General features: G+C 57.1%; 13 protein-coding genes. 9 read left to right on the top strand and 4 right to left on the bottom strand.

Annotation, left to right across the window (positions count from 1 at the left end; translation table 11 throughout):
- The first annotated feature begins 4 nt into the window (after positions 1–4).
- Genes B9Z48_RS04820 through B9Z48_RS04810 form a run of 3 tightly spaced genes read left to right on the top strand, consistent with a single transcriptional unit; the run spans position 5 to position 2,004 of the window.
- Entirely contained in the window at positions 5–442 is a 438-nt protein-coding gene (locus B9Z48_RS04820) for a hypothetical protein (protein ID WP_108377331.1), read from the top strand.
- Positions 443–465: 23 nt separating this feature from the next.
- On the top strand, positions 466–1,293 hold the full coding sequence (locus B9Z48_RS04815; protein ID WP_108377330.1) for a peptidylprolyl isomerase: 828 nt from the start codon (positions 466–468) through the stop codon (positions 1,291–1,293).
- Between the two features lie 27 nt (positions 1,294–1,320).
- On the top strand, positions 1,321–2,004 hold the full coding sequence (locus tag B9Z48_RS04810) for a response regulator transcription factor (RefSeq protein WP_089954102.1): 684 nt from the start codon (positions 1,321–1,323) through the stop codon (positions 2,002–2,004).
- On the opposite strand, the gene B9Z48_RS04805 is transcribed toward B9Z48_RS04810, so the two are convergent.
- The 3 genes from B9Z48_RS04805 to B9Z48_RS04795 form a co-directional block, all read right to left on the bottom strand.
- The gene (locus tag B9Z48_RS04805; protein ID WP_089954106.1) at positions 1,963–4,200 is read right to left on the bottom strand and encodes an ATP-binding protein; all 2,238 of its coding nucleotides are present in this window, start codon (positions 4,198–4,200) and stop codon (positions 1,963–1,965) included. The genes B9Z48_RS04810 and B9Z48_RS04805 overlap by 42 nt on opposite strands.
- Positions 4,201–4,389: 189 nt before the next feature.
- Complete coding sequence (locus B9Z48_RS04800; protein ID WP_089954113.1) at positions 4,390–4,683, bottom strand: hypothetical protein; 294 nt, start codon at positions 4,681–4,683, stop codon at positions 4,390–4,392.
- Between the two features lie 68 nt (positions 4,684–4,751).
- A complete protein-coding gene (locus tag B9Z48_RS04795) occupies positions 4,752–6,077 on the bottom strand; it encodes a TIGR03862 family flavoprotein (RefSeq protein WP_089955236.1) in 1,326 nt (441 codons plus the stop codon).
- Positions 6,078–6,178: 101 nt separating this feature from the next.
- Between B9Z48_RS04795 and trxA the strand changes: the two genes are divergently transcribed.
- The 5 genes from trxA (at position 6,179) to B9Z48_RS04770 (ending at position 11,628) form a co-directional block, all read left to right on the top strand.
- Entirely contained in the window at positions 6,179–6,511 is a 333-nt protein-coding gene (trxA, locus tag B9Z48_RS04790; protein WP_089954116.1) for a thioredoxin TrxA, read from the top strand.
- 250 nt (positions 6,512–6,761) lie between these two features.
- Complete coding sequence (rho, locus tag B9Z48_RS04785; protein ID WP_089954120.1) at positions 6,762–8,024, top strand: transcription termination factor Rho; 1,263 nt, start codon at positions 6,762–6,764, stop codon at positions 8,022–8,024.
- 85 nt (positions 8,025–8,109) lie between these two features.
- Entirely contained in the window at positions 8,110–8,373 is a 264-nt protein-coding gene (locus B9Z48_RS04780) for a type B 50S ribosomal protein L31 (protein WP_019425345.1), read from the top strand.
- A 140-nt stretch (positions 8,374–8,513) separates the two neighbouring features.
- Positions 8,514–10,268, top strand: a complete 1,755-nt coding sequence (locus tag B9Z48_RS04775) for a hypothetical protein (RefSeq protein WP_089954123.1) — start codon at positions 8,514–8,516, stop codon at positions 10,266–10,268.
- 4 nt (positions 10,269–10,272) lie between these two features.
- Entirely contained in the window at positions 10,273–11,628 is a 1,356-nt protein-coding gene (locus B9Z48_RS04770; protein ID WP_089954126.1) for an MATE family efflux transporter, read from the top strand.
- Here B9Z48_RS04770 and B9Z48_RS04765 read toward each other — a convergent pair.
- Complete coding sequence (locus B9Z48_RS04765) at positions 11,613–12,710, bottom strand: magnesium transporter CorA family protein (protein WP_089955240.1); 1,098 nt, start codon at positions 12,708–12,710, stop codon at positions 11,613–11,615. The genes B9Z48_RS04770 and B9Z48_RS04765 overlap by 16 nt on opposite strands.
- Before the next feature lie 149 nt (positions 12,711–12,859).
- On the opposite strand from B9Z48_RS04765, the gene ppk2 reads away from it, so the two are divergent.
- On the top strand, positions 12,860–13,768 hold the full coding sequence (ppk2, locus tag B9Z48_RS04760) for a polyphosphate kinase 2 (RefSeq protein ID WP_089954129.1): 909 nt from the start codon (positions 12,860–12,862) through the stop codon (positions 13,766–13,768).
- Positions 13,769–13,784 lie beyond the last annotated feature (16 nt).

Raw genomic sequence — 13,784 nt, 5'->3', positions numbered from 1 at the left:
TGTCATGATGCTTCAACAACCTCCCCTTTTGCGCAGCTTGGGTCTGCGCTCGTCGGCCCTCGCGGCCGTGGTGCTGGCCTTGTCCTTGAGCAGCTGCGGCCACTTGCAAGAGCTGGGCAGCGTTCGCGGGGGCTATGCCCAAGGCTCTTGGTTGGCGCTGGACGATGCGCACCAGCACACGGTCTCGCCGGGTGTTTTTTTGAACTTGCCGGATGCACCTTACCGAGCCAAATTTGCAGATGAGCGTGGGGTCTACTACCAAACCTCTAGGGCTTTGCGTTTCAGCACACAAGACGGCGCGGTGATTGAAGTCGATGGCGGGCTGTACATGTTGCATGACAATCCGCTGCAAGCCACCACCTGGTTTTATCCCACGCTGGGGGCACCTGCCACACCGTACAAAACGCCCCTCAAAGTGACTTTCTTTTCTGCCAAATATTGACGCCCATACCGAAGCCCCGCACGATGATTCACCCTTTTTCAAAGCAGCGCCGCACGCCCTGGGCCTTGGCCCTGCTGGCTGTGTGCAGCGGCCATGTGATGGCCCAAACTCCGCCCGAAGTTCAACAAGCTTTGGCGCAACCTTTTGTGTGGGTCAATGAGCAAGCGCAGCCCACGGCCTTGGCCGAAGTGCTGTTTCGCGAGGCCATGGCCAAAGGCACGCCCAGCAGCCCGGCTTTGCGCGAAACCGTGCGCGATGACCTGATTCACCAGGCTTTGATGGCACAAGATGCACGGGCCCAGGGCTTGGACAAAAATCCCTTGGTGCAGGCCCAAATGGCACTGGCCAGCCAAGGCGCTTTGGTCCGTTTGTGGCAGCAAAAAGTCTTGGCAGAAAACCCCATCAGCGACGCCGCCGTGCAACAAGAGTACCAAGCGCAATTGGCGCAATGGGGCTCACAAGAAATGCTGATTGCCCACATCGTGGTGAACGACCAAGACTTGGCCAAGCGCCTGATCTCGCGCATTCAAAAAGGCGAGGCGCTGGCAACCTTGGCTGCCGAATTTTCAATCGATCCAGACAGCAAGGCCCAAGGCGGCTTGGTGGGCTGGGTGGGCATCCAGCAACTGGTGCCCGAAGTGGCGCAGGCCATCCGCCAAATGGCCGCGCAGCAACTGTGGTCTGAGCCTGTGCGCACAGCCCTGGGCTGGCATGTGCTGAACTTGCAGGCCACGCGACCTGTCACCCCCCCACCTCTGGACAAAATCCGGCCGCAGCTGCTGGAGTTGCTCGCGCAAAAAACGTTGGCACTCAAATTGGGCGAATTGAGGCAAAAAGCATCCATCAAATAAGGCCCTCATGTTTTGTATCATCTATGGATGATCACCTCAGCACACAACAGCGTTCCAGACGGCATCACAAGGCAGCTCTTGCTGGTGGAAGACAACCACCTGTTTGCCGAACAAATCACCGATGCCATGCAGGGCCTGCCCGACGATTGGCAGGTTACCGAATTCAGCGAGGGCTTGGTGGCCAAAGATTGGATCGAGCATCAAATCAAAGCCGTTGACTTGGTGTTGGTGGATTTGGGATTGCCCGATGTGAGTGGCATTGAAGTGATTCGCACTTGCCGCGAACGCTTTGCGGACATGCCCATTGTGGTGATCTCGGTGGTGGCATCAGAGTCTGCGGTGCTCACCGCCATCGAGGCTGGCGCCAATGGTTACATCTTGAAAGACGAGTCCATTTCGGAAATCACCGAAGGCATTCAGCAAGTGCTGCAGGGGGTCTATCCTTTGAGCCCCCGACTGGCCCGTTTTTTGTTCAAGCAACTGTCAGCGGCGGGAGAAAAAGCACCCGAGCGCAAAGACATCAAACTCTCGCCCAGAGAGCATGAAACCCTGCAATTGCTGGCCCAAGGGTTGACGTACGACAAGGTGGCCGACAGCATGGGCGTGACCTTGTCGACCGTGCAATCAAATGTGCGCAGCCTTTACAGAAAACTGAACGTCAATTCACAATCACAGGCGGTCAACATGGCCATCAGCTACAAGCTCATTTGAATCAATCCGGTGCTGCTCAGACACACGGGGCACGCGCAGCAAAACCTCCACCCCGGGGTGGTGCTCGATCAATACAAACACTCCGCCCATTTCTCGCGCACGGTAGCGCATATTGCTGATGCCCCGGCCCCGGTCCATGGGTGGCATGAGCCCTCGTCCATCGTCACGCACCGACAGGGTCAGCTGGTCTATCTGGGCATCAAAGTGAGCTGAAAAATACACATGTTGGGCATGTGCATGTTTGTAGGCGTTGTTCAAGGCTTCTTGGACCAGACGCAGCGCTTGCAAAATTTTGCGCGGGGCCAAGGGGGGCAAGTCCTTGAGCTGAACATCCCACTGCAATTGCGGACCGTTGCTGGCAAAGCGCCGCTCAAGTCGGTGGTGCATGTCCACCAAGGCCTCTTGCAAGGTGATGTTGATCTGACCCAAGGTGTCCACCACGAGGTGCAGGTCGGCGGTGATTTCACGCAAGAACTCGGGAAACTCTTCCGGCCGAATGCGGCCTTTTTCGGCCATCATGCGCACACCGGCCAACTGAGATCCAAAACCATCGTGCATGTCCCGAAGCAGTTGCTCGCGTTCCTTGGTGCGCGATTGTTCGATTTGCCGCAACTGCAATTGGTTTCGAATGCGGTCCGACTCTGCTTTGGCCTTGACCACATCGGTCCGGTCAAACAACACACCTTCAAAAAGGAGGGATCCGTCAGGCAAGGTTCTGGACACAGCCTCGCTGTTGACCCAACGCATTTCACGACCCAGAGGAAAAATCGGCCACTCCTTGGGTGTGAACACCCGTTTACTCGAGGAGTTACCAATGAACGCCTCCCACTCGGGCAAAGCTTTTTCATGCAGGATTTCTGCAAACACATTGGGGTCGTTCAACAAATCCTGGCGGTTCAGGCCGGTCAACTCAATGAAGCGTTGGCTCACAAAAATGAAACGACCTTGGGCCTCACCCGGCTTGAACACCAGGGTGTAAGTCCCCACGGGAATGTTTTCAGTGATCTCATAGGCCATGCGCTCGGCGGCCCTGCGCTCGAGCTGCGCCCGGTCCACGCGGGATTGACGCAAGGAGGTGGCCAAACTGCGAATGAGCACCGTGCCCAAGGTGAGCAGCATGGCGCTGTACACATAAGGAAACAAATAGGTTCCTTCGAAATTGGAGGACCCCGCAAAACGACGCCAATCCAAAACGCCAGCGAACACCAAGAGCATGGCCATGGAACTGGTGAAAATTTTGATGGGGCTGCGTGACTGAAATGCCCAAAAAATGGACAGCGTCATCAAGGCGAATCCAATGATCAAAAAGACGATGAACAACAAGGCAATCAAGGGCCGGTTCACCGATGTGAACGCCATCAGCAATGTGCCCGTGATGGAAAAACCCAACATGGCCACCACCATCCAGGTGCGCAACTTGCCAAACAAGGACAACATGGTGAGCAAGGCCATGGGTGTCGCGAAAAACCGCGAGGACACCACAAGCCAGGCAAACACTTCGATGTTGATCCATGGTCGAGTGACCGTCATGTTGAGCAAACCCAACATGTGCGCCAGACAACCCAAGCTGAACCACAGGTAAGCCAGTTCTTTGCTCAAAATGAAATACACCGTCAAAGACAAAAACCCGAACACAGCGCTCACCCAAAAAAGCGCCACCAGAAATTCGGTTTTGAGCCATTGATTGACACGAAATTTTTGGTCGAATAAGCGATCGACCTCACCGACCCGGACGGATGACAAACCACTCACCTGTCGGGCGCTTGCATAGATTTCAACCTCGATCGTGTTGTCACCGGCACGCCAAACGCTGGCGGGGGTGGTCAAAAAGAGGGGCGTGTGCAAACAACGCAGTGCCTCCAATGGCCCTTGCCCACAACTGTTGACAAAAGCGCCATTGATGTAGACCGAACCGGAGAGGCTGAGCTTGGGAATGAGGATGGCCAATGGCCCTTGAGGGGCTTCAGGCAAGTCCAGACTCAGTTTGTACAAAACCCGACTGCCCGATGGCGAAAAATCCTCAGGGGCCAGAACATGGGGCAACACCACACGACGCGGCAAGGACATTCCCGTGAGGAACGCTTGGTCGATGAACCATTCTTGCTGTGTGGCCCCCATGGCTGGCGACGAGGAAAGGCCCAACAACAGCCACAAGCCGAAAACCAAAGTCTTGAAGGCTGCCCCAAGTCTTGACATGACTGGGGCACACGGCCGAGTTTGAAAGGGGGATTCCATGCTCACCATGTTAAAGCCTTGCTGCTTTCCCATCACGCGGTGGACAGGTCTGCTGCAAAAAGCCTGAGCTTGGAAGAAAGGACACCCTTGGAGGGATCTACCGCCGCAGCCCCTGCGGACGGTTGCACGCTGTTCCGTGCTGGACCGGCTTTAGGCCAGACGGCGGCGCAAAGAAGGGAATGCCATTTTGGGGTCTTTGGACACTGCCACGAGCTTGGGGGCCAAAGGCGCTGTGCTGAGCAATTCAGAAACCAAAGCATCGGCATGGGCGTGAGGCCCCGCACGGCTGACCTCGAAATCCAAGCGGGTGCTTTTGGCCATTTGGGCCACAAAGTTTTGCGGATAGTCGCGCACATTGAATCCGCGCAAAGCCATCACCTTCATGAAAGCGTTGGCTGCCTCTTCAACGGCACACTGGTATTCCTTGGTAACTGCTGACGTCATGTCGACCTCGTTCTTGGGATGAAGTTATTCACCCTTGCATAACGCGGTGCAGACCCGGTTGGAATACATCATTTGTGTTTTTTTGTGACTGAATTCGACAAAATCCCATGGGCAGCCTGAACCCCACTGGCCAAACAGGCGGTCAACAAATAACCCCCCGTGGGGGCCTCCCAGTCCAGCATTTCACCTGCGCAATACACATCAGGTCGGGCATTGAGCCGCAAATCAGCCCCCAAGGATGACCATTTGACCCCGCCTGCGGTGCTGATGGCCTCGGCCACGGGTCGAGGGCTTTTGAGCACCACCGGCAGTGCTTTGATGTGTGCAGCCAACGCACCAGACTGTTGCAGCACCTCAGGCGGGCACAGTTCATGAAGCAAACCCATTTTGACGCCATCCAGACCCAAGCGGCTTTTGAGGTGACTGCTCAGGCTGCGACTGCCACGCGGCCATGAAACCTCTTTTTCGACTTGTGCCAAAGTTTTGTCAGGCAAAAGATCCAACATCAATTGGGCGTGCCCACTGGCCAACAGGTCGTCACGCAGCCAAACCGAAGCGGCATAAACCAAGCTGCCCTCCACACCGGTTTGGGTGATGACGAACTCACCTCGGCGCGAAAACCGGTCGGCCGTCGATGCGTCACCGCCCCCCTGCACCGTCAAGGCCACCGATTTGAGAGGATGGCCGGCAAATTTATCCACAAAATGCCGAGTCCACCCTTGTCCTTCGCGCCCCAGCACATCAAAACCGCAGTTGGCAGGCTGCAAATCAGCCACCTCAACACCTTGATCTTGCATCACAGGGACCCAAGCGCCGTCGGACCCCAGCCGTGGCCAACTGGCCCCTCCTAAAGCCAACAGGGTGGCTTGGGCCTGCACTTGCACCGTTTGCGCATCGGTTTGGCGGTGAAAAACCATGCAGTGGTCCTGCCAGCCACGCCAGTGGTGGCGCATGTGAAATTGAACAGGCACACCGCAAGTGGGGTGGCGCAAGCGGTGCAACCAGGCACGCAAGAGCGGAGCGGCCTTCATTTCGGCTGGAAAAACCCGCCCGGAGGTGCCCACAAAAGTGTCTACGCCCAAACCTTTTGCCCAATCACGTACCGCTTGGGCATCGGTGTGTTGGAGCCAAGTTGCAATCTCGTTTTGACGTGCACCAAAACGGGTGCGAAACAGTTCAAAAGGTTCGGAATGGGTCAGGTTCAAGCCCCCTCGACCTGCCAACAAAAATTTACGCCCCACAGAGGGCATGGCGTCAAACAAGTGCACAGACACGCCAGCCTGGGACAAAACCTCGGCCGCCATCAAACCCGCGGGGCCACCGCCCACAATGGCCACCTCGGTTTGCAATACAGGAAAATCGACTGGCTGGGATGTGGGCACTGTGGGAGTCATGGTGGGGATCAAAGAACGCAGCACTGTTGGGCGAAGGCGTCATGTTTCTGTCAAAATAGGCTTAACTTTATCCGCATCTCAATGTTCACAAGGAAAAGGCCATGGCCAGCGATTTGATCAAACACACCACCGACGCCACTTTCGAAGCTGACGTGCTCCAGTCGAGCCAGCCCGTGGTGGTCGACTTTTGGGCCGAATGGTGCGGTCCATGCAAAATGATTGCCCCCATCCTTGACGAAGTGGCCAGCGCCTACGAGGGCAAGCTCCAAATCGCCAAGATGAATGTGGACGACAACCGCGATGTGCCAGCCAAGTTCGGCATTCGGGGCATTCCAACCCTCATGATTTTCAAAGACGGTCAACTTGCCGCCACCAAAGTGGGTGCCATGAGCAAGTCTCAGTTGACCGCTTTCATCGACCAACAATTGGCCTGATGCTGCAGGGGCCAAGCCCCTTGTTCATCTGGTTGAGACCTCACCGGGCCCCATGGGCCCGGTTTTTTTGTTTTTGGACGGGCCTTAAAACCTGTCATAATTTCTCACAGGCATCCCGAACAGGGACCAGCGCCTTGATTGTCGAAAATTCCAGCCCCCAACCCCTGGGCAGTTTTTGGCTCTGAACATTTCCACCCGGTTACCCCGAAAAACGGTCTCCAATCGACCGATTCGCCACAGGCCCATTCCCATGCATTTGAACGAACTCAAGGCACTTCATGTGTCCGAACTCCTGAAGCAAGCCGACACACTCGAAATCGAGAACACCGGTCGCATGCGCAAACAGGAGCTGATGTTTGCCATCATCAAAAAACGCGCTAAAGCTGGTGAACAGGTCTTTGCCGATGGTGTGCTCGAGATATTGCCCGACGGTTTTGGCTTCTTGCGCAGTCCCGACTCGAGCTACACGGCCAGTACCGACGACATCTACATCAGCCCCAGCCAAGTGCGCCGCTTTAACCTGCACACCGGCGACATGATTGAAGGCGAAGTGCGCATCCCCAAAGACGGCGAGCGCTACTTTGCACTGACCAAACTGGACAAGGTCAACGACGACCTGCCCGAGAACAACAAACACAAAGTCATGTTTGAAAACCTGACGCCGCTGTTTCCCAAAGAGCAGATGCGTCTGGAGCGTGACATCAGGGGCGAAGAAAACATCACCGCCCGCGTGATCGACATCATCGCCCCGCTCGGCCGTGGCCAACGCGCCCTGATCGTGGCCCAGCCCAAATCGGGCAAGACGGTGATGATGCAGCAGATCGCCCACGCCATCACCGCCAACTACCCCGATGTGCACCTGATGGTGCTGCTGGTGGACGAGCGCCCGGAAGAAGTGACCGAGATGCAACGCAGCGTGCGCGGCGAAGTGATCTCTTCGACCTTTGACGAACCCGCTTCGCGCCATGTGCACGTGGCCGAAATGGTGATTGAACGTGCCAAGCGCTTGGTCGAGCTGAAAAAAGACGTGGTGATCTTGCTCGACTCGATCACCCGTCTGGCCCGCGCCTACAACAACGTGGTGCCTTCCTCGGGCAAAGTGCTGTCGGGTGGTGTGGATGCCAACGCCCTGCAGCGCCCCAAGCGCTTCTTTGGCGCGGCCCGCAATGTGGAAGAAGGCGGCAGCTTGACCATCATCGCCACTGCATTGGTCGACACCGGCAGCCGCATGGACGAGGTGATTTTTGAAGAATTCAAGGGCACCGGCAACTGCGAGATTCACCTCGAGCGCCGCCTGTATGAAAAGCGCGTGTTCCCGGCCATCAACCTGAACCGCAGTGGCACCCGCCGCGAAGAGCTGCTGCTGCAACCCGAAGTGCTGCAAAAAACCCGCATCTTGCGCCAGTTCATGTACAACATGGACGAAATCGAAGCGATGGAGATGGTCTTGAAGAGCATGAAAGCCACCAAGAACAACTCCGAGTTCTTCGACATGATGCGACGCGGCGGTTGATACCCTATAATCGACAAGTTTTGCGGAAAGTGCACTCAGATAGGCTGAAGTGTGGCTACCGTAGCGAAAGTAAAAGGATTTCCCCATGAAAGACGGCATTCACCCCAACTACCGTGAAGTTTGCTTCCAAGACATGTCCAATGGTTTCAAGTTCGTGACCCGTTCATGCGCTAACACCAAAGAGATGATCAAAATGGAAGACGGCCGCGAGTTGCCTTGGTACAAGCTGGATACGACCAGTGAGTCGCACCCCTTCTACACAGGCACACAAAAGTCGGTGGACAACATGGGCGGCCGCGTGGAGAAATTCCGCAACCGTTTCGGCAAAACCACCACCATCGCCAAGTAATTCAATTGGCTTGTCCCACAAAGGGCAGTCCGGGCAACCGGCCTGCCCTTTTTGTTGGGTGATCCACAGCACCCAACTTGCCCATGGGCATGTCACAGGTGACAGTCCCACCGCCCCATCCCTGATATCTTGATTCAGACGTGAACCACACCACCCCCGCCATCGTTGCACAAAGTGCCGTGCGCAGATTGCCGCGCCTGGCCTTGCTGTTGCTGTGCGCCGCTTATGTGCTGCCTGGTTTTTTGGGGCGCACGCCATGGAAAGCCCAAGACATTGAGGCCTTTGGGTACATGCTTCAATTGGTTCAACCGGCCATGGGCGAAGCCACTTCTTGGTTCAAACCCACCTTGCTGGGCCAAACCGACCCGCAACTGGCCTTGCTGCCTTATTGGTTGGGGGCCAGTTTTTTGCGTTGGGCCCCTGCCGGCTGGGAGGATGTGTTTGCACGCCTGCCTTTTGTCGCCATGCTGGGCCTGACCTTGGCGGCCACTTGGTACGCGGTGTATGCCTTGGCCAGAGCCCCTGCAGCACAACCGGTGGCTTTTGCTTTTGGAGGTGAGGCCAAGCCCACAGATTACGCGCGAGCTTTGGCCGATGGGGGTTTGCTGGCCTTGTTGGCCTGCCTGGGTTTGGCCCGTCTGGCCCATGAAACCACACCGGCCTTGAGCCAGCTGTGTTGTGCCGCCTTGATCTTTGTGGCCTTGTCTACTTTGCCGCGTTACCGCTTGGCCAGTGGTGTGGCCATGGGCGTGGGCATGTTGGGCTTGACGCTGTCTGGCGCTCCCAGCTTGGCCTTGTTCTTGGGGATTGGGGGTTCAGTCCTGCGTGCAGCGGCGCAAGCAGATCCGACACAACAACGCATGCGGGTGCTGGATTTGGGTTTGCTGGCCTTGATCTGCCTGTTGTGCATCACGACCGCTGGGGTCTTGGACTTGTGGCGTTGGCGCGTGGTGGCGCACAACATGGTCGATGTGCACATTTTGGCCAAGCTTTTGCTGTGGTTCACTTGGCCGGCCTGGCCTTTGGCGATTTGGTCCTTGTGGCGTTGGCGTGGGCAATTGGCCCGTGGTTGGCGGCACCCCCACCTGGCCCTGCCCTTGTGGTTTGTGGCGGTGACCATCACGGCAACCTGGTTGACGGGTTTGACCGACCGTGCATTGCTGGTCGCCCTGCCTGCCATTGCCTGCCTGGCTGCGTTTGCATTGCCCACACTCCGGCGCAGTTGGGGGGCTTTGATCGACTGGTTCACCTTGTTGTTTTTTTCGTTTTGCGCCTTGGCCATCTGGGTCGTTTGGGTGGCCATGCAAACGGGCTTTCCTGCAACCCCTGCCGCCAACGTGGCCAAATTGGCACCCGGTTTTGTGAATGCGTTTTCTGGGGTCACCTTCAGCATGGCCTTGTTGGCCACGGGAACCTGGGCCTGGTTGGTCCATTGGCGCATTGGTCACCACCGCGCTGCCATTTGGAAAATCATGGCCTTGCCAGCGGGTGGAGCGGTGTTGTGCTGGTTTTTGCTGATGACACTGTGGCTGCCTTTGCTGAACTACGCCCGCAGCTATGCCCCTTTGGTTGAAAAAGTGACATCCATCACGGGCGAGTCCCACTGTTTGCAATATGCCGGTCTGAGCAAGGCGCAAGGCACAGCATTCCTGTTCCATGGCCAATTCAAGCTGGAGGCAATGCGAGCACCCACGGCCAGCTGCCCCTGGTTGATCATTGACGAGAAAAACCTGCCCTTGATGGCAGACAAAATGGAGCGCTTGGGTTGGGTTCAACATGCCAAAGCCCAAAGACCGGCCGATAAGGATGAACACATCTTGATCTACCGTGCTTCAGCGCCACCTCAAGTCCCACGTCTTGACCCTGCGTTGCAGACCAGCGCACCACAAGACTGAAGCCATGTCCGAATTCAAGACCATCGCACGGCACGCCGGCACCGTGTTGGTGGGGCAACTGGCGGTCATGTCTTTTGGCGTGGCCGACACGGTGATTGCTGGGCGCTACAGCCCACAAGCCTTGGCGGTCTTGTCCCTGGCATCGTCCATTTACATCAGCATTTATGTGGCCCTCAATGGCCTGTTGCAGGCCCTGCTGCCCGTGTGGTCCGAGTTGCACGGTGCAGGCAAAACCCGCGAGCTGGGCCGTTCATTTCGGCAGGCTTTGTACATCACCGCCTTGGCCACTTTGACGGGCATGGCCGGGCTGTGGTTCCCGGACCCTTGGTTGTCTTGGACACAAGTGCCCTTGGAGTTGTGGCCCGATGTGCGTTCGTATTTGCGGATTTTGGCCATCGCTTTGGTGCCCTCTTTGCTGTTCAGGATGTACAGCACCTTGAACCAAAGTTTGGGTTTGCCGCGCTTGGTCACCTGGCTGCAAGCAGGGGCCTTGTGGGTCAAAATTCCTTTGTCGCTGGTGTTCACTTTTGGCCTTGGCCCATGGCCTGGTCTGGGGGTGGTGGGCTGTGCCTGGGCGACCTTGGTGGTCAACAGCTTGATGATGCTCACAGGTCTTTGGCTGCTGCGCACCCAGGACATTTACCAGCCATATGGCTTGTGGCAACGGATCGAAGTGCCGCAGTGGCCCCTGTTGAAACGCTATTTGCAGCTGGGCATTCCTGCTGGTCTGACGGTCATGGTGGAGGTCACCTCGTTCACCATGATGGCGCTGTTCGTGGCCCGACTCGGCGCTGTGGCTTCGGCAGGCCACCAAATTGCGGCCAGCCTGGCCTCGGTGTTGTACATGGTGCCGTTGGCCTTGGGCATTGCCAGCAGCGCCCGCACCGGTTATTGGCTGGGCGCCCAACAAGCAGGCAAAGCACGGCGGGCCACCTATTTGGGGCTGGGGCTGACGGTGGGGGCCGCCTTGGTGTGCGCTGGCGCATTGCTGGCGGGGCGGGACGCGATTGCGCACGCCTTCACCACCGACCCTGTGGTGGCACAAACTGCAACGGTGTGGCTGGGCTGGGTGGCCCTCTACCATCTGGCCGACGCGGTGCAGGCCACCAGCGTGTTTTTGCTGCGTTGCTACCGCATCACCGTGGCACCCTTGGTCATCTACACCGCCTTGCTCTGGGGTGCAGGACTCATGGGAGGCTACCTTTGGGCCTATCAGGACTCCGCCCTGGGCCTGAGCTGGACCCCTCGCCCTTCAGTAGACACCTTCTGGATCACCAGCACCATGGCCTTGGCCACCGTCTCGGTGCTGTTTGGGGGCTTGGTGTGGCGTGTGGCGCGTGCCCCTCATCGCCCGATGTAACGCTGACGCCGAAAAACCCAGGCCAAAGTCAGTGCCACAGCGATCATGAGCACCTCGGTCCACCACACCCCACCTTCGGCATGCAGCGCAGGAAAGTTTTCAAAATTCATGCCGAAAAACCCGGTGATCAAGTTCAATGGCAAAAAAATGGCCGTCAACACCGTCAAGGTTCGCATGACCTCGTTGGTGCGGTTGCTTTGCACATTGAAGTGCATCTGAACAGCGGTTTCGGCACTTTGCTCCAGTCGCCCCACATGGTGGACCACGCGCTCAATGTGTTCCAGCACATCGCGACTTCTGACCTTCAACATCTCGAGACTTTGGGTGGGGTACTGCAGATCTTCTGGCCATGAGCTCAACGCGGCAATCCAATCCTGAATGGCGGCGCGTTGGTCCTCGCACACTTCCTCAAGGTAGTGCAGGCTCAAACGCGCATTGAGCAAGGCCGACCAGTCGTTGAAATGTGCATGCGGGTCCAGCAAACGGGCCTGCCAGTGGTCCAGTTGGCGCGTGAGTTCGCGACGCAAATCCAGGTAAGCATCGACCACATGGCTGACCATGCGCAGCATCAAGTCAGCGGGATTGGCAGGCAAACGGTGTGCCGCTTGTGCGGGGGGCAAGCTGCTGGCCGTCAACAATCGGGCTGCAAAGTGCGAGAGCACTGCACAGTCCACCGGGTGCACAGAAATCACCAAGCGATCGAGCCACAAAAAAGCCACGGGACTGGTGTCTATCTTTCTCAAAATACCCGGTCCACCCATGGTGTTCTCCTGGTGCAAGATGACCCCCGGTTTGGACAAATCGGTTTCAGTTCGCCCTCTGGCCAATCGCCTGAACACCAACAAGTCGTAATCCGCGGTGTAGTCGTAATGCGAAGGCAGTTGGTTGTTCAAGAGGTCTTGCACATGCAACTCATGCAGGCTGACGCCCAAGCAATCCACCACCGTTTTTTGAAGCTGGCCTTGCAACAATTCGAATTCGCGTCTAGAAAAAGCCATCCACACAAAACCCTGTGTTGGCAAAGTTGCGGGGATGGTGTTGGACTCGTGCACCTCGTGCGAGGCCATGGTGAAAACGCGCATGTTCATTCCTTGCCACAGACCCTCTGTCGCATGGCTTGGCATTGTTGGACAGCGTCATGAAAGTGTCATGACAGAAATGACGCCAAACCGTCATCAAACATTCACGAGCTTGGGTGATATTGAAAGTTTCAAATACTTTGGGCCACCCCATGAGCAAAGACGAGTCCATTCAAGAATCACAAATGCGTCAACTGCGCGAAGACCTGTTGGACAGCCTCGATGAAGAGTTGGAGTTGGAACTCGACGACCGCTGGGGCGAGCAATCGGGGGGAAACCCTTTGGCCAGCAGCGAACGAACCCGCTACTTTCGCGAGCTTTTACGCCTGCAATCCGAATTGGTGATGCTGCAAGACTGGGTGGTCAAAACCGGCCACCGCATGGTGATCTTGTTTGAAGGTCGGGACGCTGCAGGCAAAGGCGGCGTGATCAAACGGATCACGCAACGCCTGAACCCCCGGGTGTGCCGCGTGGCCGCCCTGCCCGCCCCCAACGACCGCGAAAAAACACAGTGGTACTTTCAGCGTTACATCTCGCACCTGCCTGCAGCGGGTGAAATCGTGCTGTTTGACCGCAGCTGGTACAACCGGGCCGGTGTGGAGCGGGTCATGGGGTTTTGCAACGATGAAGAATACGAAGAGTTCTTTCGCTCGGTGCCCGAGTTTGAAAAAATGCTGGTGCGCAGCGGCATTCAGCTGGTGAAGTATTGGTTTTCCATCACCGATGACGAACAGCATGCACGATTTTTAGGCCGCATCCATGACCCGCTGAAACAATGGAAACTCAGCCCCATGGATCTGGAAAGCCGCCGCCGCTGGGAAGACTACACCCGCGCCAAAGAGACCATGATCGAGCGCACACATATTCCGCAGGCCCCGTGGTGGGTGGTGCAAGCCGTGGACAAGAAAAAAGCCCGCCTCAACTGCATCGACCACCTGCTGAGCCAAGTGCCCTACCACGAGGTGGAACACCCCCAGGTCATGCTGCCCGGGCGTGTGCGCAACCCGGACTACATTCGCCACCCGGTTCCCGAAGACATGGTGGTGCCCGAAAAGTACTGACACCTGCTCAAACAGC

The sequence above is a fragment of the Limnohabitans sp. WS1 genome, assembly GCF_003063265.1.
Lineage (GTDB): Bacteria > Pseudomonadota > Gammaproteobacteria > Burkholderiales > Burkholderiaceae_C > Limnohabitans_A.
This window is presented reverse-complemented; position numbering and strand designations above follow the sequence as displayed.